This window comes from Mucilaginibacter sp. P2_A4 (genome assembly GCF_056405015.1).
Genome location: NZ_JBFUCX010000003.1, coordinates 44,750 through 65,044 on the forward strand (window position 1 = coordinate 44,750; position 20,295 = coordinate 65,044).

Below are 20,295 nucleotides of genomic sequence, written 5' to 3' on the forward strand. Positions count from 1 at the left end.
ATAAGGAGGGCTTTGTCAATCTTTTATCATAATCGACTCAAATAAATACCTTTGAGCCCATTACGACGTAAGTATTCATGATGAAGAAAATATTTCTGTTAACCACGCTATTATTTATCTCCGGATTAACCGCCTTTGGAAACCATTTGTCAAAGCCTCCAAAAAAGGGATTAGATACGGCCACCTTTGCTACCGGCTGCTTTTGGTGTACCGAAGCAAAGTTTAAACAATTAAAAGGTGTAAAAACGGTCATATCCGGCTTTTCTGGCGGAACAGTGGCTAACCCAACTTACAAACAAGTTTGCACCGGTAAAACAGGACATGCTGAAGCCTGCAACATCATTTTTGACCCTTCGGTAATTTCATTTGATGAGCTGCTTGAAGCCTTTTTTGTAGCCCATGACCCTACCCAACTGAACATGCAGGGCAATGATGTAGGTACCCAGTACCGGTCCGCGATTTTTTATCATAACCAGGTCCAAAAACAAAAAGCTGATTATTACATCGGCAAGTTAAATGCAGAGAAAGCTTATAAGAATAAAATTGTTACTGAGGTTACTCCCTATAAGGTTTTTTACAAGGCAGAGGATTATCATCAAAACTATTTTGCGCAAAATGGGGGGCAGCCTTATTGTAAATATGTGATCCAGCCCGAACTGGATAAGTTTAAAAAAGTATTTAAAGACAAACTGAAGAAATGAGATCACTAATCATTGCATTTGCATTGGTAGCAGGTTTGTTTGTTACGGCAAGTGCCCAAAATATCAAAACAACAAAAGGCCACGAAAACAACCCCTATTATTCCAACACCGATACCAAACACCTGGATGTATCAGATGCGGAATGGAGGAAAATTTTACCAAAGGCCCTGTATGCTACAGCCAGGGAACAAGCTACGGAACAACCTTTTACCGGGCAGTATTGGAACAAGAACGCCAAAGGGACTTACTATTGCGCGGTGTGTGGTAACCAGTTATTCCGTTCGGATGCTAAGTTTGCCAGTAATTGCGGCTGGCCCAGTTTTTATGAACCGGTGAGAAAAAACAGCGTGATCTATAAAGAAGATGAATCATATGGAATGCAACGCACCGAAGTGATTTGTGCCAGGTGCGATTCGCATCTGGGCCATATATTTAACGACGGCCCGGCACCTACGCATAAAAGATTCTGCATGAATTCTGTTTCACTGGATTTTCAACCGGATGGTTTAGGAAAATAACCTCTTTGGCATTACACTAAACTGTTCGCTTAATTCAGCATCCGGTACTCATTGGGTGTAGCACCGGTGTGTTGCTTAAAAGACCGCGTGAAATGCTGAGGATATTTAAAGCCTAACTCGTAAGCGATTTCACTTACAGATTTAGAGATATCAAATATCTTCTCCTTTGCTACATCCATTGTTTTCAATTGAATGTATTCCTGGGCTGATTTGCCTGTTTCTTTTTTTATCAGATCGCCAAAATAATTGGCAGATAGATTTAACTGATCAGCGCAGTAATTAACAGATGGAAGGCCAAGTTCTTTTGGCTTATCTGACGTGAAATAGTCATTCAATAACTCCTCGAACCTTTGCAGAATACCTTTGTTGACATTTTCGCGGGTGATGAACTGCCTGTCGTAGAAACGCAGGCAATAATTCAGTAAAAGCTCAATATTACTTACAATCAATGTTTTGCTGTGCTTGTCTATCCCCCGTTTCAATTCGTACATGATCTTTTCATAGCAGTCGTAAATGATTTTCCGCTCACTTTCAGATAAGTGCAGCGCCTCATGCACCTCATAGGAAAAGAAATTATATTCGGCAATGTGGCGGCCAAGCGACGTGCCTCTGAGCAAATCAGCATGAAAAACCAAAGCCTTGCCTTTGGGCTGGTAAAGTTCGCCATTGTTTTCTATGCCGATAACTTGCCCCGGTCCAACAAATACTAAAGTGCCTTCCTCGTAATCATAATAGTTACAACCATAATGCAGGTCGCCACATTTGATCTCTTTCAGAAACACAGTATAAAACCCATAATTTATCCTGCGGTTCAATCGTTTGTCGGCCTTAGAGAGATCAACAATATTAACCAGTGGGTGCAGGGTTTCATTATTATTAAGTGCATTATACTGCCCTACCGTATCTATGCGGGTTACATTTTCCATTTATTCATCCTTTAACATACTCAAAGATAATTCATTGACAGCCCGTTTGCATGGTGTGATACCCCAATCAGTAATAATGGTAGGTAATCCAGTAATTGGTATAACTAACGCGTCACAATTACGCCCGACATTTGTATTTATTAATCACTTACCAATAATAAATTTCAATCAATGAAATATAGAAAATTAGGCAAAAGCAACCTGGAAGTATCCACGCTTGGATTAGGTTGCATGGGTTTAAGCTTTGGCTATGGGCCCGCCGCAGATAAAACAGATGCCATTAAACTACTGCGTGCAGCAGTTGAGCTGGGCGTCACTTTTTTTGATACCGCAGAAGCTTATGGCCCTTTTGCCAATGAAGAATTATTGGGCGAGGCGCTGGAACCATTTCGCGACCGATTAGTAATTGCCACTAAGTTTGGATTTGCCGGCGGCGACTCTAAAGCAGGTTTAGACAGTAGTCCAAAACGTATCAGGGAAGTTGCTGAAGCGTCGCTTAAGCGCTTAAGAACCGACCGTATCGACTTGTTTTACCAGCACCGCGTAGATCCAAACGTGCCTATGGAAGATGTTGCCGGCACCGTTAAGGATTTAATACAAGAAGGCAAAGTTAACCACTTCGGCATGTCTGAAGCTGGCGTACAAAGCATTCGCAAAGCACATGCAGTACAGCCGGTGGCAGCCTTACAAAGTGAGTATTCGCTTTGGTGGAGAGAACCTGAAAAAGAAATCATACCTGTTCTTGAAGAATTAGGGATAGGCTTTGTGCCATTCAGTCCGCTTGGAAAAGGTTTCCTTACTGGGGCAATTAATGAAAATACAAAATTTGACAGTACGGATTTCCGCAATATTGTACCCCGCTTTTCAACCGAAGCCAGAAAGGCAAATCAGGCGATGGTCGATCTTTTAGCAAGCATCGCCCAGGAAAAGGAAGCAACACCGGCACAAATTGCTTTAGCGTGGTTACTATCACAAAAACCATGGATAGTCCCAATCCCCGGCACAACTAAATTACATCGTTTGGAAGAGAACTTAGGCGCGGTTGAGATTGAGTTGACGGCGAATGATCTTGCCCAAATTGAAGAGGCTGCATCTAAAATTGAAATTGAAGGCGCCAGGTATCCCGAACATCTGCAAAAGAGGGTTGGGAACTAAACGGCCTTGTAACGCAAGCCTATGAAAACATTATCGCAATTAAGTTTTTAATTCTGACACTGACGGTTTTATCAGCAAATTGCGCTAAGGAATAGTAGGTAAATACCCAAAACAAGGTTCACCTAATAGAAATGTACCAGTTGTTTATTTGGAGCAAGACTGGATGAAGGCCTGCTTTCTATGTCTGAAAATTAACAGCACTCGTTTATACGAAGAGGGGCAACATGAAAAAAATACTTATTATGGGAGCCAGCGGAAGTCTTGCGCAATATGTAGTCGAGGCAGCGAAACAGTTGGAAAACGTCGCGCTCACCTTATTTGTAAGGGATAAGAACAGGCTTTCAAAAAGCAACATCAACCATTGCACTATCATCCAGGGCGATGCAATGGATTATAATGATGTAAAAAATGCTGTTTCAGGTCAGGACCTAATATACGTAAACCTTGCCGGTGATCTTGAGGTAATGACAAAGAATATTGTAAAGGCCATGCAAGAAAATGGTGTCAAAAGAATAATTGCGATCAGTTCCATCGGTATTTATGATACCCCATTGAAACCGGTATTAGGCCCGTACCTGAAATTGGCAGATGCTATCGAAAAATCCGGCCTGGTTTATACCATTTTACGGCCAGACTGGTTTACAAATGCCAATGAAGTGGACTATGCACTTACACACAAAGGCGAGCCGGAAACTGGCGCAGCCATTTCCAGAAAGAGTATTGCTGCATTTATTACCACTATTTTTAAGGATCCTGAATTGCACAAGAACGAAAATCTGGGTATCAGTAAACCAACTAAATAATACCTCAAACAATAAATTAAAGACGATAGCATCATGAAGATATGAAAAGGAATACTGATAGCTATATGCTTATTATGTTCAGTTCTGCAAATGATGGCTTAAATCAAAAACGACAATAAAAAAAAGCAAAATGACTTCTATAACAGCAAAAGGTGAACCTGCACCTAAAGAATATTTCACAGGCAACGTTTGGGTAAACATGGTAGTAAAACCCGATGATCACCTAAACAGTACAATAGCCAAAGTGACTTTTGAACCGAAAGCACGTACAAACTGGCATAGCCACCCTTACGGTCAAATTTTAATAGTTACTGACGGTATTGGTTACTACCAGGAAAAGGGGAAACCCATCCAGATTATTAACACAGGGGACGTGGTTAAGATTCCTGTGAACGTGGAGCACTGGCACGGCGCTTCGCATGAAAGTGCGATGACGCATATCGCTATTGTTCCCTCAGATCAAACTGGTACCATATGGCTGACGCCCGTTACGGATACTGATTATAACAAAGAATAAATCAGAAGATTTTATTAAGAAATATCCAACTCTATCAGATTGTGTTGCATTTGAATATGTTATTCTAATGCAACACAATTTTTTAATACCCCGCAAGATTACTGCTTGCCACTCAACTTTTCGACTGATTCATTATTACCCACCATTTTTTGAAGCCGATTTGATGCTTGCGGCGACAATGAATGATGATGCCGAGGCCCTTAGATGATACTTCATCATAACAGCTGTAATCAAATAATAGGGTGGAATAGTACACAGGGTTTGATGATCGACTGTTCTATGCGAAAGTTAAATTTATTTTGAACCTCTTAGCGCCCCAATAACTCCATTTAACTGATCAACGCTGTTTGGGCTATATGACGCTAATATAAATGCAACACGCCCATCTTTGACAACAATATTGGTAGGGAAAAACGAAATACCATATTGTTTAATCAGTGCGGCCTGATCCGCTATTACATTGAAGTCGAATTTTGTTTTAGCCAGAAAATCCTTTACCCTTGCAGCAGGGTCCCGGGTTATAGCTATGAAAACTACATTTTCATCTTTCTTATATTTTTCAACAAGCTTGTTTAACTCCGGGATTTCTATCCTGCAAGGCGCACAGCTTGTAAACCAAAAGTTTAACACTACTACTTTGTCTTTAAGTTCGCTTAACGTGTATTCCTTGCCATTTAAATCAGTTGCAGAAAAAGCAGGTGCGGTACCTCCTGGTTTTACAACCTTCTCTGATTTTTTCAGCCGCATGCTTTTTAATATACCATTGACTACGTTTGGCTCGAATGAAAATTGACCAGTCTGTAGTTTAGTGGTGAATTGTGCAGCGTCAATCTTCCGATTGTCTTCGTCGAAGTAAGCAGTGTTCGCATTCGGCTGTAACATTACATGGCTTGTATCTGCAGCCGTACCGGAAGATTGGGATGCATTTTGCGCATGGGTTGCTAAGCGTAAAAATAGCATCGCCGCTACAATTAAATATATTCTTTTCATGTTTTTATGATTTTTCTCAAAATTACAGATGTCCTTTTTACAGTTTTGTTAACGTAGTACTAATTAGTGTTAAACACTGTTAACCGAAACATATATAAAAAACATTTCACGTACCTTGGTTGCTGAAGTGTGTGCCCAATGAACAAGCGATTAGGTTTTATTTTTATAATAGCAATATGCACGGGTGCCGGGATCATCATTTTTCAGGTCTATTGGATGTGGCATACATTCAAAATAACCGAAGATAATTTTTATACAATTGCTTCAAATGCCTTGCAAAAAAGCATCAACAGCTACCAGATTAAACAAAACAACCGGTATCTGAATTTTAAACCAGGAGATTCCACCGTTTCAGTTTCTATGGATGCAAAGCAGTTCCCAGATAGCCGGTCTCCCATAAAAAAGACAGCCTCAATTAACAACGCGGTTATAAATAACCTACCCTTTCAGCCCTCTCAAGGCAAAGTGCACTTAACAGGTGCTAATATGGAAATGGTCAAAACAATGATGGCCCGGATGATGGCGCAGTTAATGGCCAAACCGGTAGACTTGAATGACTTAAAACCCATTTTTGCAAACGAGCTAAAAAAAAACAAGATCGATCTGCCGTTTTTTCTCTCGCTTAAATCCATTAGTAATACCAGTAAATTATATGCACATGTAGTAGTGGGTTACCCTGACTTCTCAAAGAATAGTTCTCTTGTTTATGCTGATTTCAAATTAAGCAGGTATTATTTCATCAAGCATGATCTTGTTTCCCTTTCCGTTTCCTTGTTCCTTATTATTTTGACGGCAGGTTGCCTTTGGTATATGTGGTATGTAATAAGGCAACAGGTAAGATTAGATGATATTAAGAATAACTTTATCAATAACATGACTCATGAGCTGCGCACGCCCGTTTCTATTTTAAAATCTACCCATGAAGCATTGGATAAATTTGGTGAGGTTGAGGATAAGGAAAAAACATTACGTTATTTGAAGATCAATCAGTCAGTTTTAATTAAACTGGAAAACAATATCGACCGCATTCTGGATATCACCCGGTATGAGAGGAATAAAAAGCTTGCCAATTTAGAGCCAATCCAGCTCAAATCATATATAAAAGAGATCATAGACAGGTTCTATTTGAACATTTCTTTTACTTATGAGTTGGACGCTGCAATAATAAGTGACAGGTATATTATTGATACCATTGTTTCAAATTTGATTGATAATGCCTTGAAATATAAGGCTACCACCGACCCTGAAATTAAATTAGCAATAAGCCGGATCACTAACGGATGGGAATTAAAGATACAGGATAATGGTTTAGGAATAGATGCTCAATATCTTCCTTTTATATTTGATAAATTTTACCGGGTTCCAACCGGTAATTTACATGATGTTAAAGGTTTTGGACTTGGGTTAAGCTATGTGAAAGAACTCACCAGCTTGCTAAACGGGAAGATTTTTGTTCAAAGTAAACCGGGTGTTGGCACAACCTTTACAATTCAATTCCCATCGATATGGAAAAAATAAAAATACTATTGGTCGAGGATGAGGAAATATTGGCAATGGTTGTTAAAGAAACGCTGGAAAAGCGCGGTTTTGAAATTGCTATTGCAACAAATGGAGTAGACGGCTGGAGTAAATTTAATTATGACAAGCCTGATATTTGTTTAATTGACATTATGATGCCTCGAAAAGACGGTTTATCGTTAGTTGCGGATATTAGAAAAGTGGATGAACTTGTGCCGGTTATTTTTCTTACTGCCAGGACACAAACCGCTGATGTGCTTAAAGGCCTGGAAATTGGCGCTGATGATTATATAAAAAAGCCCTTTAGCATGGAGGAGTTGATCCTTAGAATAAAAGGCCTTATTCGCAGAACAGCCAAGGCAACCAAAGAGGTTATTATAATATCAGAACAGGAATCCAATGCCACTATAGGCGATTATCATTTTAATTATACCCGCCTTAAACTTATTTATAAAGCTGATGTAGTTACAAACCTTTCACAACGGGAGGCGGAACTGCTCAAACTATTGCTTGAAAATAAAAATGATTTGCTTGATAAAAGAACAGCCCTGTTAAAGATCTGGGGTGAAGACACTATTTTTACTTCAAGAAGTATGGATGTGTATGTTACGCGATTACGCAAATATTTATTGAATGACGCCAGGGTAGAAATTGTTAACGTTAGGGGAAGAGGATATAAACTGGTGGATTAAAAAAACAGTTTAGTAATGAATTGACCCCTGATTTACGGTATGTCTAACTTGTGCAGCATTTTTACAACCATAAATTCAACAGCCTGAAATACCCCAGGAGGAATGAAATTAACATATTCGATTACAATTCTTTTATGACAGTCCCTTCCCATCAAGAGTAAGTCTCGCCGATAGCAATTACCGGAGAGGCCGCAAATAATTCGGGTGTTATCTGCTTGTTTTTCGTACAAAATGTCACCGAAACAATATCCAAACTCCGAAGACAACTGGAAATTGCGGTAGTTTTACGGGAGCTACAGAACAGCGCCTGGGGAAATTTGAGCTCGCCAATAACAGCATGCTTTTTTTAGATGAAATTGGCGAGATGCCGCTTGATTTGCAAGTAAAGCTGCTTAGGGCTTTGCAGGAAAAAGAAATTGAGCGCGTTGGGGGAAGAAAAACGATAAAGGTTGATGTAAGGATCGTAGCAGCCACAAACCGGGACCTTGAAAAAGAAGTTGCTGAGGGAAGATTTAGAAGCGACCTTTATTACCGATTAAATATATTTCCAATTTCCTTGCCTGCATTACGTGATCGTAGGGAGGATATTCCTCTTTTGGCAGGCTATTTTATTCGCCGGTTTGCGAAAAAAGCGGGGAGGCAAATCACGACCCTGAGTAACCGCGCTTTACAGGATATGGTTTCCTACAATTGGCCGGGTAATATCCGTGAGTTGGAACACCTGATTGAACGAAGTGTACTGCTTTCGTCCGGAGATACAATTAAACAGGTCCATCTTCCTTCAAGCAAGCAGATAGCGCAAACTACCGGTCCGGATGAAGTTTCTTTAAGGACAATAGATGAAAACGAACGGGATCATATCTTAAAAATATTGAAATATTGTGGTGGTAAATTATCTGGCGAGGGCGGAGCTGCCCAAATACTCGGCGTACCAGCCGGTACCCTTTATTCGAAAATGAAGAGACTTGATATCAAACGGGAACATGCTTGAATAAATTAAAGCAAATTCTATATCCTTCAACGCTATTAAAAGCTATTTCTTTATGATTTTCCGATTTTAACCTCGGTTAATATTATCCGGGATGGCAAACCCGATGTTTGTGGTGTCCTAAACAATTAGGCATCTCAAATCATGAAAAAACTCTTATTAATCTTACTTTCTGTAGCTACAGCTACGCTTTTGTTTTCATCTTGCTCAAAAAAGAATGATGTAAAACCAATTTCCAAAAACTATGTCCTTGTTCATGGTGCGTGGCAGGCTCCCTATGTATGGGACGCTGTAAAGACCGCCCTGATCAATGAAGGTAACCATGTGACCGTTGTAGAACTACCGGGCCACGGGAGTGATCAAACTGCTCTATCAGCAATTACATTAAATCTTTACACCACTACTGTACTTAATGCTATCTCCCAAATTAACGGTAAAGTTATCCTGGTTGGTCACAGTCTGGCTGGTATGGTTATTTCGTCTGTTGCTGAACAAATACCAACAAAAATAGAGAAGTTAGTTTATCTATCTGCTTATTTGCCAACCTCTGGCCAATCGTTATTTGCCCTTGCCAGTACTGATGCCGGGTCGGCGCTTGGAGGTAAAATTAATGGAACACCAATACTTAATATAGATACTGTTAATGGAACTCTTGATGTGCTACACAACCAAATTGTGAACGTTTTTATACAGGATGGTTCAACTCAGGCTCAAAATCTTGTATTACAAAATTATCGCATCGAGCCTCTAATCCCATTCAATACTCCGGTAACGCTCACAGCCGCAAATTTCGGCTCTGTTGAGAAGGTTTATATCAAAACTTTACAGGATCACGTGGTTTCTCCGGCTCTTCAGAACAGAATGATTGCAGCATCCAACGTAAAAACAGTATATCAATTGAATACCGGTCACTCATCATTCCTGGTAAAACCAGATTCAGTGGCGATATTGTTAACTAAATAGGCCAATAGCCAAGCACAAGAACAACAATAGAGATTCAGGAAATAATTCTTGCAACATAATATTTGTTGCAAGAATTATTTTGGCGTTTCAATAACCTGCTGTTGTATAAGCATTGCCGAAAAAAGTATCAGCAAATTGTAAACTGTCTTTTTATGCTTTCAATTACACCTATCACGGATCTATTAAAACTAACTTATACTTACAAACTTGAACTACGTTTTTTTCCGGGCCTGATGAAAAATATCCAGGGAAACATTAGTTGCGACTTTTAATATATTCCGATTTAGGTAAAATTGATGTATGTTAACTTTATATTTAGCAGATGAGAAAACTGACCAATATGCTTAGAATTAAAGCTGTATGCTTTCTTTTGTTCTATTTGTTTGTCACGCCATGCATGGGCCAAATCAAATGGCCACATGGTCAGCTGCTTCCATCTTTCCCCGCGCCTGCACAGGTTCAAGATTTAATTACGCTCCGCCAAAACTCTCCTTACTCTTCAGCAGAAATGTACCTGTTTGCTTCGTTGAAGGGTATCGTAAACAAGACTAAACCACGTATATTCTCATATGAGGGTGATGCTTTTGCTGAAGGGCCACACACCTGGCTGCAGTCCCTGGGTTTGAGTTGGTCTGAACCTGCAGACAAATGGGACTTGATTACTAAATACCGGAGTGAAATTTCAGGTTTGATCGTTTATGATCCCGCCCAGGAACATACAATTAACCTGGCCACAGTACTTGCAAAAAGCAAAGGTGCACTGATTGCCTCACCTTTATTGTTGTCCAAACTAACTGCTCCCCCTTATAATTTGCCCGTCTTACTTGATTTGCAGGGGAAATTTAGCAGTAAGCTGGAAGTTTATCAATCGCTATATGATATATATTGGCCCCATCTTGATCACCGTTTGTTAATCGGATTAAATCCTAATGCGCATAAAGCGGCCCTTCGTGAATATGCAGTAGCATTGGGCTCTGCAGTAATATGGCTCGATCCTGAAGTAGCGGGTGAAAGTGAATTGCTAAACAAATTTCTATCTTCAATGTCTCCCGGGTCAATCTTTATGGGCTGGTGGCCACAGGAAGGGCCAGGGGTGGAGAGGGCTTCAAGGTATGGTATTGCAACTGTAGCAAGTGATTGGTGTTCTAACCTAACGGTACACAGTGGGACTTCCAGAGTTGTAAAAATAAAACCAATCCCCCCAAAACCAACACTCAAAAACAAGATCTATGTTGCATTTATATTGAGCGACGGAGACAATTTACAATTTACGGAGCATTTGATGCGTAAACTTTGGAATAATCCAGACCGGGGTGCTGTTCCAATGGGGTGGACTGTGTCACCTGCTATGCTGGATGCAATGCCTGGTGCTCTTAACTATTATTGGCAAACGTCCACCAGCAATGATAATCTGATTTCGGGACCTTCTGGCTATGGTTATACTTATCCTAATACCTGGTCTGATGAAAATTTGCTAAAACAGTTCGTTTCTAAAACCGAGGACTATAATCACCGTGCTGGTTTACGGGTAATTACCATCTGGAACACTATCGTTGGCGGTATTAACTTAAATGTTGGGAAGATCTATGCCAGTCAGGCAAAATCGTTGCTTGGTGTAACAGCTCAGAATACAGGAGGCGGGCTTACTATTTATAATGACAGCTTACCGGGAATGGCACTTTCCTGTAATTATTGTACTATTGAACAGGCGATGAAAGATCATATCGCCAGAGCTGCCGCTGGTTGGAACAGAACCTCACCACGTTTCATAATCATACAGGCCCAGCCGTGGACGAATATATCGCCAACAAGTTTTAAAAACGTGGCTAGTTCGCTAACTGAAGATTATGTAATAGTTCGTCCTGATCACCTTTTTCAGCTAATTCGAGAGGAAAAGGGCATTTCATTTAATCCGAAATAGAAATATATTAGAAAAGATGAGCAGCTCTTTAATAAGTTAAGTTGGGGATGAAATGCCGCTTTCTTAATTGTTCGCTTGTTCGGTCTCAAAATCTTCTTTTCCTTTTTTAATACCTTGTCTTAACACCAGGTAAAATTAGAAGTGAACAATTTTTAACTGGCCAATCACTTCAAATCACCCAAAAACCGGCTCGTATTCCTTTTTAACAGATTTAAGATTGTTGGCCGCGTGTTGATGAATATAAAATATTAATTTATAGTGTTTTAAAAATACTCTTCCAATCGCAGAGGCTTGTTTTTATTTAACATAATATGTATCGTGCTGGTCATAACTTTAATAAAAGGCTTGCTTTAGGCAAATAAAAAAATCGGCATACATAGCTTGTTATTCTGTCTTCAAACTTTTTATCGGGTTTGCCAATGCGGCTTTTATGGACTGGAAGCTTACCGTTATTAATGTGATTAGTATAGCGCCAATAGCTGTAACGATAAATATCCACCATGCAACATCGGTGTGATACTGATAGTTATGCAGCCAGTTGTGCATAAAATAATAAGCCACAGGCGAGGCTATAATTATTGAAATAAGCACCAGTATGGCAAAATCTTTCGATAACAATTGCCACAGGGCGAACACTGAAGCACCAAGCACCTTGCGTACACCTATTTCTTTAACGCGCTGTTCGGCCATGAATGATGCCATACCAAACAGACCGAGGCAGCTGATAAATATAGCCAGGCCGGCGAAAACAGTAGCCAGCTTACCTATGCGTTCTTCATTACCGAATTCTTTGGCGTATTCCTGGTCAACGAAGTGATACTCAAATGGCTGTTGGGGATTCTCGGTTTTTAACACCGAAGCGATGTTGCTAATAGCTTTACCTGCACTCATTTTCGGGTTTATCTTTAGCAGTAAACAGCCTCCTGGCCATTTCGCCAAAAAATAAACCATAGGTTGCACCTGTTCATAAGGCGACCGGTTAATGATGTCTTTAGTCACCCCTATGATCTTAAACTGTTGGCCATAAAAGGTGATGTAGTTTTCTGTCGGTTTTTTCATGGACATAAAATCTGCTGCTGCCTGGTTGATGATCACCGCTGCTGAATCGGAAAGGAATGACCGTGAGAAATCACGACCTCCGCTAAATTCCCAACCAATGGTTTTGCCATAATCGTATGAAATATCCTCCTGGCCGAAATTGATATCCAGATTAGGGTTTTCTCCAGGCCATCCCACGCCGCTGGTAGTACCAGCAACATTGTTAGGCGGAGCATCTGCTTCGGCCATTTCAGTTATTGTGCCGTTACTTGCAAGGGCCTCTTTTATCGCATCAAAATGTTGGTGAAGTTCAATAGTTCGGACGGGTATCGTAATCAATCTGTCCTGGCTGTAGCCAACAGGGCGGTCTTTGGCAAAAAGTATCTGCCGGATAACTACAATGGTACCTATGATGAGCACAATAGAAACTGTAAACTGAAGTACCACCAGTACTTTACGCGGCGCTGAAGCCAGCCGCCCAACCCGGAACGCCCCCTTCAATACCTTTACTGGCTTAAATGACGACAGGTAGAGCGCCGGGTAACTGCCGGTGATTATAGCAGTGACCAAACTAAGGCCAATGCCGGCGAGCCAAAACGCCAGGCTGTTCCATGGAATAACTATCTGTTTACCGGCCAGTTCATTGAACGCCGGGAGACTTAATCGTGCCAGAAGTAAGGCGGCTAATAATGCCAGTAATACGCAAAGTAACGATTCACCGTAAAACTGTTGTATCAACTGGCTGCGGGATGAACCTATTGCCTTGCGGATACCTACCTCCCGCGCGCGTTTCTCAGATCTGGCTGTACTTAAGTTCATAAAATTAATACAGGCCAGCAGCAGTACAAACACACCTACAATGCCAAAAAGCCACACATATTGTATTTCGCCGCCGATGTTTTTTCCGTCCTTAAACTCACTATACAAATGCCATTTACTCATTGGCTGCAGGAACAGCGCCGGTTTTGTTTTAGCCGAAAGCGGTTTTAAATGCCTCTGCTTTTCATCTCTTATTTTTAAAGACACTTTCCCGAGGTCGGCATTGTCAGCCAATTGAACATATAAATTAACAATGCCTGGACCCCATGGCTCCTTCATCCCGCTCAATCTATAATCTGTTGCATAGCGGTCCCAGCAACCAATAAAAGCCAGACCGGCAAGCGTGGTATTTTCAGGCAAATCTGCATAAACGCCGGCTACTTTCAGGTTATCCAGATTATTCAGCTTTAATACTTTAGCCATGGGATCCTCATTCCCGAAAAATGCCTTAGCTGTCGACGCGGATATTAGTATAGATGATGGGTCCTTTATAGCATCGCGCCTGCCCTTGAGCATATTTAATGTAAACAGGTCCGGTCCGCCAGCTTCCATAAAGGTACCTTGCTTGTTCAGTTTTTTATCGTTTAAAGCCAGTATATAATCTCTCGGCAAGGTCGACATTGCTACAGATTTAAAATCGCCGCCATAATTTTTGCGTAGCTCGGCCGCCAAAGGGTACGGTTCATGAAATAAGGTTTTCACTTCGCCATTAATGGTCACATTTTGCATTACCTGGGCTATACGGTGGTAATTATTGTGATACCTATCAAATGATACTTCATCCAAAATCCACAAACTAATCAGCGTTACTACTGCCATGCCCACTGCAAGGCCACCTATATTAATGAGCGACAATACCTTATTATTAATAAGGTTGCGCCAGGCAATTTTGAAATAATTTCTAATCATATAATTGCGGTTTAGTTTTACAGGAGCCCAACCTGGCAGGCTTCCTGAACGCAATATTACCGCCGGTATTCGTAACCGGGGTGCCAACTTATCAATTGGCACCTCTTCTTTCAAGCTATTCTTATATTCCACCGGGGTTTTGCCGGTCATCTCTTTAAAAACCCGGTTGAAAGTTGTTTTGGAATTAAACCCTGACTCGTAGGCGATCCCCAGCAGTGTGAGCCGGTCGTAGGCCGGGTCCTGCATCTTCCGGGCAGTTTCACGAACCCTGAACTCATTAATAAAGTCGCTGAAGTTCTTTTCCATCCCCACATTAATAATTCGCGATAAATCGTGTGGATGGATATTCAGCTTTACTGCCAGAGAAGTCAATGTCAGTTCGGCATCCTCGTAAAAACGATTTACGGCTACGGCTTCCTTTAGCCTGCGGCTTTTTTCCCTTGCATCATGTCTATCTGTTACCGGCGTGGCCAATTGTGTGCTGCCATCCAATTTTAGCATCACTTCGGCGGCCACGCCAATAAGCACAAAAGCAACGGCAAAACTCAAGACATCATAAAACAGCCATAACATGCAAAGCAAGGCGAGCAGGCGCAAGGCCTTATCCAACCGGCGGAAAGCAAAGCGCGGCCTATCCATGAGCACCGGCTGTAAACTGTTATAAAAATGCTGTATCAACCGGTGCGACAGGTATAAATAAATAAGAACCGAAATTAGCACCAGCCAGCCCGGCATCCAATACGCAACCAGCAAAGGGCAAAAATGCAGAACATCCTTTCGGCCAAATTGTAGGTTTGGTGCCGTCATATGCCGCACATAAAAATACAATAGCGGCCCCAGCGCCGGTAAAAAAAACGGTGAAAGCCCACCAGTCTTCAATACAATTACAGTTAAAGCGGCACTTAAAAACAGATTGGCTGTTTGGCTTTCCCTTTTTGCAAATGCTAAAAGCAGCGCAAGCGTAAACCCCGAAAATAGGGTTGCCATGGCGGCCACATGATACAGGTTAATATGGAATATATCAGGATTCAAGTAATTCAAATAGCCCAAAGGCTGTTCCAAATTTACAATATATTCATATATACAAAATTATGCGATGATATATATGTTTATTCTGCTTAATCCTATGTTTTGCTGTATTGTTGCGAATAAGTATACCAAGCAAAAAGCCGCTCTACTTTCGTAAAACGGCTTTGTAGCCCGTAGGGGAATCGAACACGATCCACAACCAATTGACTTTCAATATTTTATATAGTTAAAAATTCACTACACACCGAATTACCAACCATTTTTTTTGATGCAGATTATTTACAAATCTTACTACACTAAGATACAAAATATTGCAAAAAGCACCGATTAAATTGTAATTTCCTGCTCGTGTTCCATATCCTGATCTTCATCACGCGGGAGTTCCTGGGCTTGACTCGGGGACGTTGTATTTTAAGTTCGGCCAGGGAGGGATTTGTACGCAGTGGTAAAATCAACTTTATTTCTCTTTAATGATAGTTTTTCAAAGGCTGGTCTCGTTTAAGACCCTTTCAAATTCGAATAAATTCAGCAAAATCTGATGTGCAAATTCAACTATTATAGATTAAGTTTTAGATAAATATTCTGGGCTATTGAGTGAAATCTTTTGGTTCTTTACTCGAGCCCAAAAGGTCAACAGGCCTAAACTCGAGCCAATTACTTAAAAGCGTGAGTTCTGGCAGCTATTTGCTAAATCTATAATTATTATGAAAAAAAAGAGTTTCTTTTTTTTGCCGCGAATTTTTACCGGTAATGGCTGACGGAGTGGCAGGATATACATGGGGAATCGAACTAGGTATAGAAGTAATTTATTTTCAATATATAATAAAGTGGTATTTAAACTGCGCAATGAATCGTTTAATAACACGTACTGATCATTGCCGACAAGCTTCCTATGGTAGTTAAAAAATACAGTTAAATAATTGGGGCTATAATGATACTGGAGCCTCACGATCGAGGCGGTTCATCCGCAAGCGTTTTAATCAAAGAATCGGGAGGGTGAAATTTTCGGTCCTGGAATTTTTGCCTTATTTTTTTGTGTTATCCATATTAAGCTTCTCAAATAATGACTCTTTATAAGTGTTGCCAATCGGAAGTATTGTTTTATCTATTAAAATTACGCTGCCATTTTCAATAATCTTTATCTTGTCGATATTGACAATATAAGATTTATGAATTCTGAAGAACGAATGAAAATGCAATAGCTTTTCCACTTCTTTCATCAACATATAGGTTAAGTGTTCCTCACCCTTCAGATAAATCGTAACATAATTACTGGCGCCTGCCACATAGGTAATTTCGTTGAAATTTATACGAACCAATTTTCCTTTTATTCCACTTTTAACGAAGAAGTAATCGCTTTTTGGGTTTTGATGCTGGCCGGGTCCCGTGAACGACTCTGTTTTATTAAACTTTTCAACCGCTATTAAGAACCTGCTGAATGTAAAAGGCTTTAATAGGAAATCCCTCGCATTTTTATCAAAAGCATTTATAGCGTAACCGGCAAATGCAGTAGTAAAAACGATGGTGGTTACAGAATGAATCAGGTCGGCAAAATCAATACCTGATATTTGAGGCATATTCACGTCAAGAAATGTTATGGTGGGCTTTTCTCTATTGATTATTTCAAGTGCAGATAATGGGCTCTGCGATGTTCCTATCAGCCGGACCCAAGGCGTCTTCGCAATGTATTTTTCAAGGATTTCGATAGCATAGGCTTCGTCATCAACTATATAGCAAGTTATCATAGTTGTTATAATGAAATTTCAAGTTTTACAGAGTAGAAGTCGGAAGTGTTTTCTAACTCTAAAACAAATTTGTCGAGATAATGAGTTTTAAGCCGTTCCATTATATTGGGAATTCCCAAACCGTGCCCAATTGTGCTGAACTGCTTTTTCCTGTTTTTACTTAAATAAGTCAATTCATTATCCCGGCAAGTAATATATAAATACGAATCGTCGGCGTTGCCGGCGGTAAGGTCCGCGTGAATGAACAGGTTTTCGACTAAGGTCATCAGAATCAAGGGTATGATCCGGGTATTAGTTTCATCTTCCTGGAAAAATGTTTGAATGGCGAACGGGCCTTTTAGCCTTAATTCGTTAATGGAGATAAAATTTTTGATATGCGTTATTTCGTGGCTTAGTGGAACTTTGCCGTCTTCATTTGCTTCGGTCAGCGAATATCTCATGATCTCAGAAAGTAAGATAACGGATTGTGCAGCTTGCTCAGAAACTTCAAAAATAGCGCCATAAATGAAATTCAGTGTATTGAACAACAAATGTGGATTAACCTGAGATCTCAGATACGCATTATCGGAGCGAATCAGATTTTTCTCAAGTTCTTTTTTTTCTATCAGGTTTTCTAACCTTTCATATTCCATTGCAGATATTTTGTTGTTCTGGGCTATGGATTTTTTAGCGAACCAGTAAGCTGAACCGAGCAGGATAAAATAGATGCCCCTCCAAACAGACCTCAAAACTTCAAATTTTTCAATGCTGAGTGGATTGATCTTTATTCCCCTGGCTGCCTGCGCCAGGCTACCTGCGATATGGATGACGAGTAAATACAGCAATATTTCCAGCACAAGCCAAAAGACTAAAAAGACTATTCTACCTTTTTTACCTCGTTTTAACTCCATAACAAAATGTGCATGGAAATAAAATAAAGAAATATTGATCGCATAAGGAAAGAAGTAATCTGAAAATCCAAGGGGTTTTCCGGTTAGGGTGGTAATAAATAATATTTCATATGTTATGAATATTAACCAACATAGACAATGGATAATAGCTGTGGAGTATTTTGTTAATATCTTCCTCATATATGTTTTTTTACAGTTGGCATAGAGCAACGGCAAGTTTATATAATAAATTTTTCATGTGAGTATCGTATAATTAATTTCAGAAGAAAATTATGAAAAACCTTATTAAATATAAATCGAAGCTAAAAATACGGTCTATTTACCGGTATAAAAATGATACTTTTTCTTCAGAAACAACCAAAGATCCCACAACGACAACAATTTTGACCACCGTCTCCGGCATACTGCGCATTATCAAATAACCTGATGGTAACGATGAACGGCTTGCTGAAATCGGAAATGCAGAGGGAGATACATAAGATAAATGACTATTTTTTGGATTTGGAAAACGTTCCGTCTTCTATTGATCTCTATACTGGCCTGTCAGGTAACCTGTTATTGATGACCCAGAACTTTTTATGGACAGAGGACAGGATTTATTTAGAAAAAATTGACAGCTACCTGGCTTTTAGTATGCTACAGATAGAAAAGTCACTTAATCAGAATTGGAATTTTTCATTGGCGCTTTCGGGATGGGGATGGGTTTTGAATTATTTAAGTCAGCATGAAATTACCGATTCGGAAATTGTTTTAGGGAGTATAAATGGTTACCTGGGAGGCGCAATGGCCAATCTTTTAATGAACGATAACTACGACCAACTAAATGGAGCGATCAGGATAGGCCGGTATTTTATCGCTCAGGGATATTCCGGGCAGTTAACAGCTATTATATCGTATCTGAACAGGATTAAATTGACCGTTGGTGACCAGATTATATGGCAGAAAAAAAAAGAGGGCGCTGTCTCCGGCTATTATGACCTTGGATTGGCCCATGGGGCAGCAGGCATTTTACATTTTTTGGCCACTTGTTTGGAAAATCAGGTGTGTGAAGAAGAGTGTTCAGCATTGATAGATGGCACAATTAGGTTCATTCTCTCGAATATACAGGATTATCAGTCGTGCGGATCTTATTTTCCAAGCATGGTTTCGGCCGAAGAACATTCTTCAGGGCGCATGAAACAAACGCATAGTCGTTTAGCCTGGTGCTACGGTGATTTAGGCATATGGTATACTTTGTATACTTCATCGGTGTTGACCAAAAATCAGCCGTTGCAAATGCAAGCACTTGCGGGTTTGAAAACGCTGGCCAGCAGGAGGTCTTTTGAAGAAACATTGGTTGTGGACGCCGGTTTCTGTCATGGCTCATCGGGTATTGCTCATATATTCAATAAAATTTGGGTTACCACCCAGGATGTGGTGTTTGCGGAGGCCAGGGACTTTTGGTTGCGGGAAACCATTACCTACGGTATCAATAAGTATGAATTTCTTGTTGGAAATTTCGATAACAGGACATTTAAATCCTGCGACACGTTACTGGAAGGCCTGATTGGCGTGGTTTTAACTTACAATTCCTGCTTAGATCCCCGATTCGGAAGGTGGGATGAATGTCTTCTGCTTTCCTGATCATGAAAAGATTGCGATGAAGTATTAATATATATTCTCGGAATGGCGTAATCCGAAAAGCCGACAGAGTAGGAAATAACAAACAAACAATCAACTATGGAAAAGTTAAAACCAACGTTCAAAAAGGAGATCGTAACCAAGCTAACTGATGCTGAGCAATCAATGGTACTTGGTGGAAACCAGCAGGCGTTATTTACAACATCAAACGAAAGGTGCACCGGAATTTTATGCTGCGATCCAAATCCGCCAACGCCTATTACCAGCGTTTCCTGCCCGTAAAAAACAATACGGTTAAAAATCTTAAGAGGAGGTTATTCTTTGAAAATCCTTAACAGAGTAGAAGACGTAAACCCGAAGACGATAATGTAGGGAAACAAACTAACAAATAAATTTTTATGAACACCAATTTTAAAAGAGTGCGTTTAAACGACCTTGAAGTAAACGTAAGCCCTGTGCAAAGTGAGCAAAGTTCACAAGCTGTAGTAAGTCTTGTGGTAGTTGTTATCATAGCGCTTTAAGCTATTATGAGCTTGTTGAAAAATACAAGCTC

The 20,295-nt window shown here is 40.3% G+C and carries 18 protein-coding genes; 13 read left to right on the forward strand and 5 right to left on the reverse strand.

Going from position 1 to position 20,295, the window contains the following annotated elements:
• Positions 1-77: 77 nt before the first annotated feature.
• On the forward strand, positions 78-701 hold the full coding sequence (gene msrA, locus AC1DYB_RS06765; RefSeq protein WP_477433487.1) for a peptide-methionine (S)-S-oxide reductase MsrA: 624 nt from the start codon (positions 78-80) through the stop codon (positions 699-701).
• On the forward strand, positions 698-1,219 hold the full coding sequence (gene msrB / locus AC1DYB_RS06770) for a peptide-methionine (R)-S-oxide reductase MsrB (RefSeq protein WP_477433488.1): 522 nt from the start codon (positions 698-700) through the stop codon (positions 1,217-1,219). Before msrA ends, msrB begins: the two co-directional genes overlap by 4 nt.
• A gap of 29 nt (positions 1,220-1,248) precedes the next feature.
• On the opposite strand, the gene AC1DYB_RS06775 is transcribed toward msrB, so the two are convergent.
• The gene (locus AC1DYB_RS06775; RefSeq protein ID WP_477433489.1) at positions 1,249-2,145 is read right to left on the reverse strand and encodes a helix-turn-helix domain-containing protein; all 897 of its coding nucleotides are present in this window, start codon (positions 2,143-2,145) and stop codon (positions 1,249-1,251) included.
• 171 nt (positions 2,146-2,316) lie between these two features.
• Between AC1DYB_RS06775 and AC1DYB_RS06780 the strand changes: the two genes are divergently transcribed.
• The 3 genes from AC1DYB_RS06780 (at position 2,317) to AC1DYB_RS06790 (ending at position 4,620) form a co-directional block, all read left to right on the forward strand.
• Complete coding sequence (locus tag AC1DYB_RS06780) at positions 2,317-3,300, forward strand: aldo/keto reductase (RefSeq protein ID WP_477433490.1); 984 nt, start codon at positions 2,317-2,319, stop codon at positions 3,298-3,300.
• 224 nt (positions 3,301-3,524) lie between these two features.
• On the forward strand, positions 3,525-4,103 hold the full coding sequence (locus tag AC1DYB_RS06785; protein WP_477433491.1) for an NAD(P)H-binding protein: 579 nt from the start codon (positions 3,525-3,527) through the stop codon (positions 4,101-4,103).
• A 130-nt stretch (positions 4,104-4,233) separates the two neighbouring features.
• Complete coding sequence (locus AC1DYB_RS06790) at positions 4,234-4,620, forward strand: (R)-mandelonitrile lyase (RefSeq protein WP_477433492.1); 387 nt, start codon at positions 4,234-4,236, stop codon at positions 4,618-4,620.
• Between the two features lie 294 nt (positions 4,621-4,914).
• On the opposite strand, the gene AC1DYB_RS06795 is transcribed toward AC1DYB_RS06790, so the two are convergent.
• Positions 4,915-5,610 carry a peroxiredoxin family protein gene (locus tag AC1DYB_RS06795; protein WP_477433494.1) on the reverse strand — a complete coding sequence of 232 codons (696 nt, stop codon included), beginning with the start codon at positions 5,608-5,610 and terminating at the stop codon, positions 4,915-4,917.
• A gap of 138 nt (positions 5,611-5,748) precedes the next feature.
• On the opposite strand from AC1DYB_RS06795, the gene AC1DYB_RS06800 reads away from it, so the two are divergent.
• From AC1DYB_RS06800 to AC1DYB_RS06820, 5 genes are all read left to right on the forward strand, one after another.
• Positions 5,749-7,128: a sensor histidine kinase gene (locus AC1DYB_RS06800; RefSeq protein WP_477433496.1), complete on the forward strand. Its 1,380-nt coding sequence runs from the start codon at positions 5,749-5,751 to the stop codon at positions 7,126-7,128.
• Positions 7,116-7,820, forward strand: coding sequence for a response regulator transcription factor (locus AC1DYB_RS06805; protein ID WP_477391929.1), 705 nt, complete (start codon positions 7,116-7,118; stop codon positions 7,818-7,820). Before AC1DYB_RS06800 ends, AC1DYB_RS06805 begins: the two co-directional genes overlap by 13 nt.
• Positions 7,821-8,127: 307 nt before the next feature.
• A complete protein-coding gene (locus tag AC1DYB_RS06810) occupies positions 8,128-8,811 on the forward strand; it encodes a sigma 54-interacting transcriptional regulator (protein WP_477434212.1) in 684 nt (227 codons plus the stop codon).
• 141 nt (positions 8,812-8,952) lie between these two features.
• Positions 8,953-9,771 carry an alpha/beta fold hydrolase gene (locus AC1DYB_RS06815; RefSeq protein ID WP_477433498.1) on the forward strand — a complete coding sequence of 273 codons (819 nt, stop codon included), beginning with the start codon at positions 8,953-8,955 and terminating at the stop codon, positions 9,769-9,771.
• Between the two features lie 322 nt (positions 9,772-10,093).
• Entirely contained in the window at positions 10,094-11,692 is a 1,599-nt protein-coding gene (locus AC1DYB_RS06820; protein WP_477433500.1) for a hypothetical protein, read from the forward strand.
• A gap of 384 nt (positions 11,693-12,076) precedes the next feature.
• On the opposite strand, the gene AC1DYB_RS06825 is transcribed toward AC1DYB_RS06820, so the two are convergent.
• The 3 genes from AC1DYB_RS06825 to AC1DYB_RS06835 all read right to left on the reverse strand — a co-directional run bounded on the left by AC1DYB_RS06825 (position 12,077) and on the right by AC1DYB_RS06835 (position 18,122).
• Positions 12,077-15,490, reverse strand: coding sequence for an FtsX-like permease family protein (locus AC1DYB_RS06825; RefSeq protein WP_477433502.1), 3,414 nt, complete (start codon positions 15,488-15,490; stop codon positions 12,077-12,079).
• Between the two features lie 1,022 nt (positions 15,491-16,512).
• Positions 16,513-17,232: a LytR/AlgR family response regulator transcription factor gene (locus tag AC1DYB_RS06830; protein ID WP_477433504.1), complete on the reverse strand. Its 720-nt coding sequence runs from the start codon at positions 17,230-17,232 to the stop codon at positions 16,513-16,515.
• A gap of 5 nt (positions 17,233-17,237) precedes the next feature.
• On the reverse strand, positions 17,238-18,122 hold the full coding sequence (locus tag AC1DYB_RS06835; RefSeq protein ID WP_477433507.1) for a sensor histidine kinase: 885 nt from the start codon (positions 18,120-18,122) through the stop codon (positions 17,238-17,240).
• Positions 18,123-18,548: 426 nt separating this feature from the next.
• Here AC1DYB_RS06835 and AC1DYB_RS06840 point away from each other — a divergent pair, with 426 nt between their 5' ends.
• The 3 genes from AC1DYB_RS06840 to AC1DYB_RS06850 all read left to right on the forward strand — a co-directional run bounded on the left by AC1DYB_RS06840 (position 18,549) and on the right by AC1DYB_RS06850 (position 20,263).
• Complete coding sequence (locus AC1DYB_RS06840) at positions 18,549-19,745, forward strand: lanthionine synthetase LanC family protein (protein ID WP_477433509.1); 1,197 nt, start codon at positions 18,549-18,551, stop codon at positions 19,743-19,745.
• 96 nt (positions 19,746-19,841) lie between these two features.
• Complete coding sequence (locus tag AC1DYB_RS06845) at positions 19,842-20,024, forward strand: hypothetical protein (protein ID WP_477433511.1); 183 nt, start codon at positions 19,842-19,844, stop codon at positions 20,022-20,024.
• Between the two features lie 116 nt (positions 20,025-20,140).
• Entirely contained in the window at positions 20,141-20,263 is a 123-nt protein-coding gene (locus tag AC1DYB_RS06850) for a hypothetical protein (protein ID WP_279629784.1), read from the forward strand.
• The last annotated feature ends 32 nt before the right edge of the window (positions 20,264-20,295 follow it).

What these genes read in the sequence shown, in the direction of transcription:
- AC1DYB_RS06805 (WP_477391929.1), top strand. Translation starts at nt 7,116, where the DNA reads ATGGAAAAAATAAAAATACTATTGGTCGAGGATGAGGAAATATTGGCA.
- AC1DYB_RS06795 (WP_477433494.1), bottom strand. Translation starts at nt 5,610, where the DNA reads ATGAAAAGAATATATTTAATTGTAGCGGCGATGCTATTTTTACGCTTA.
- msrB (WP_477433488.1), top strand. Translation starts at nt 698, where the DNA reads ATGAGATCACTAATCATTGCATTTGCATTGGTAGCAGGTTTGTTTGTT.
- AC1DYB_RS06800 (WP_477433496.1), top strand. Translation starts at nt 5,749, where the DNA reads ATGAACAAGCGATTAGGTTTTATTTTTATAATAGCAATATGCACGGGT.
- AC1DYB_RS06780 (WP_477433490.1), top strand. Translation starts at nt 2,317, where the DNA reads ATGAAATATAGAAAATTAGGCAAAAGCAACCTGGAAGTATCCACGCTT.
- AC1DYB_RS06840 (WP_477433509.1), top strand. Translation starts at nt 18,549, where the DNA reads ATGGTAACGATGAACGGCTTGCTGAAATCGGAAATGCAGAGGGAGATA.
- AC1DYB_RS06820 (WP_477433500.1), top strand. Translation starts at nt 10,094, where the DNA reads ATGAGAAAACTGACCAATATGCTTAGAATTAAAGCTGTATGCTTTCTT.
- AC1DYB_RS06845 (WP_477433511.1), top strand. Translation starts at nt 19,842, where the DNA reads ATGGAAAAGTTAAAACCAACGTTCAAAAAGGAGATCGTAACCAAGCTA.
- AC1DYB_RS06850 (WP_279629784.1), top strand. Translation starts at nt 20,141, where the DNA reads ATGAACACCAATTTTAAAAGAGTGCGTTTAAACGACCTTGAAGTAAAC.
- AC1DYB_RS06785 (WP_477433491.1), top strand. Translation starts at nt 3,525, where the DNA reads ATGAAAAAAATACTTATTATGGGAGCCAGCGGAAGTCTTGCGCAATAT.
- AC1DYB_RS06835 (WP_477433507.1), bottom strand. Translation starts at nt 18,122, where the DNA reads ATGGAGTTAAAACGAGGTAAAAAAGGTAGAATAGTCTTTTTAGTCTTT.
- AC1DYB_RS06775 (WP_477433489.1), bottom strand. Translation starts at nt 2,145, where the DNA reads ATGGAAAATGTAACCCGCATAGATACGGTAGGGCAGTATAATGCACTT.
- AC1DYB_RS06815 (WP_477433498.1), top strand. Translation starts at nt 8,953, where the DNA reads ATGAAAAAACTCTTATTAATCTTACTTTCTGTAGCTACAGCTACGCTT.
- AC1DYB_RS06790 (WP_477433492.1), top strand. Translation starts at nt 4,234, where the DNA reads ATGACTTCTATAACAGCAAAAGGTGAACCTGCACCTAAAGAATATTTC.
- msrA (WP_477433487.1), top strand. Translation starts at nt 78, where the DNA reads ATGATGAAGAAAATATTTCTGTTAACCACGCTATTATTTATCTCCGGA.
- AC1DYB_RS06830 (WP_477433504.1), bottom strand. Translation starts at nt 17,232, where the DNA reads ATGATAACTTGCTATATAGTTGATGACGAAGCCTATGCTATCGAAATC.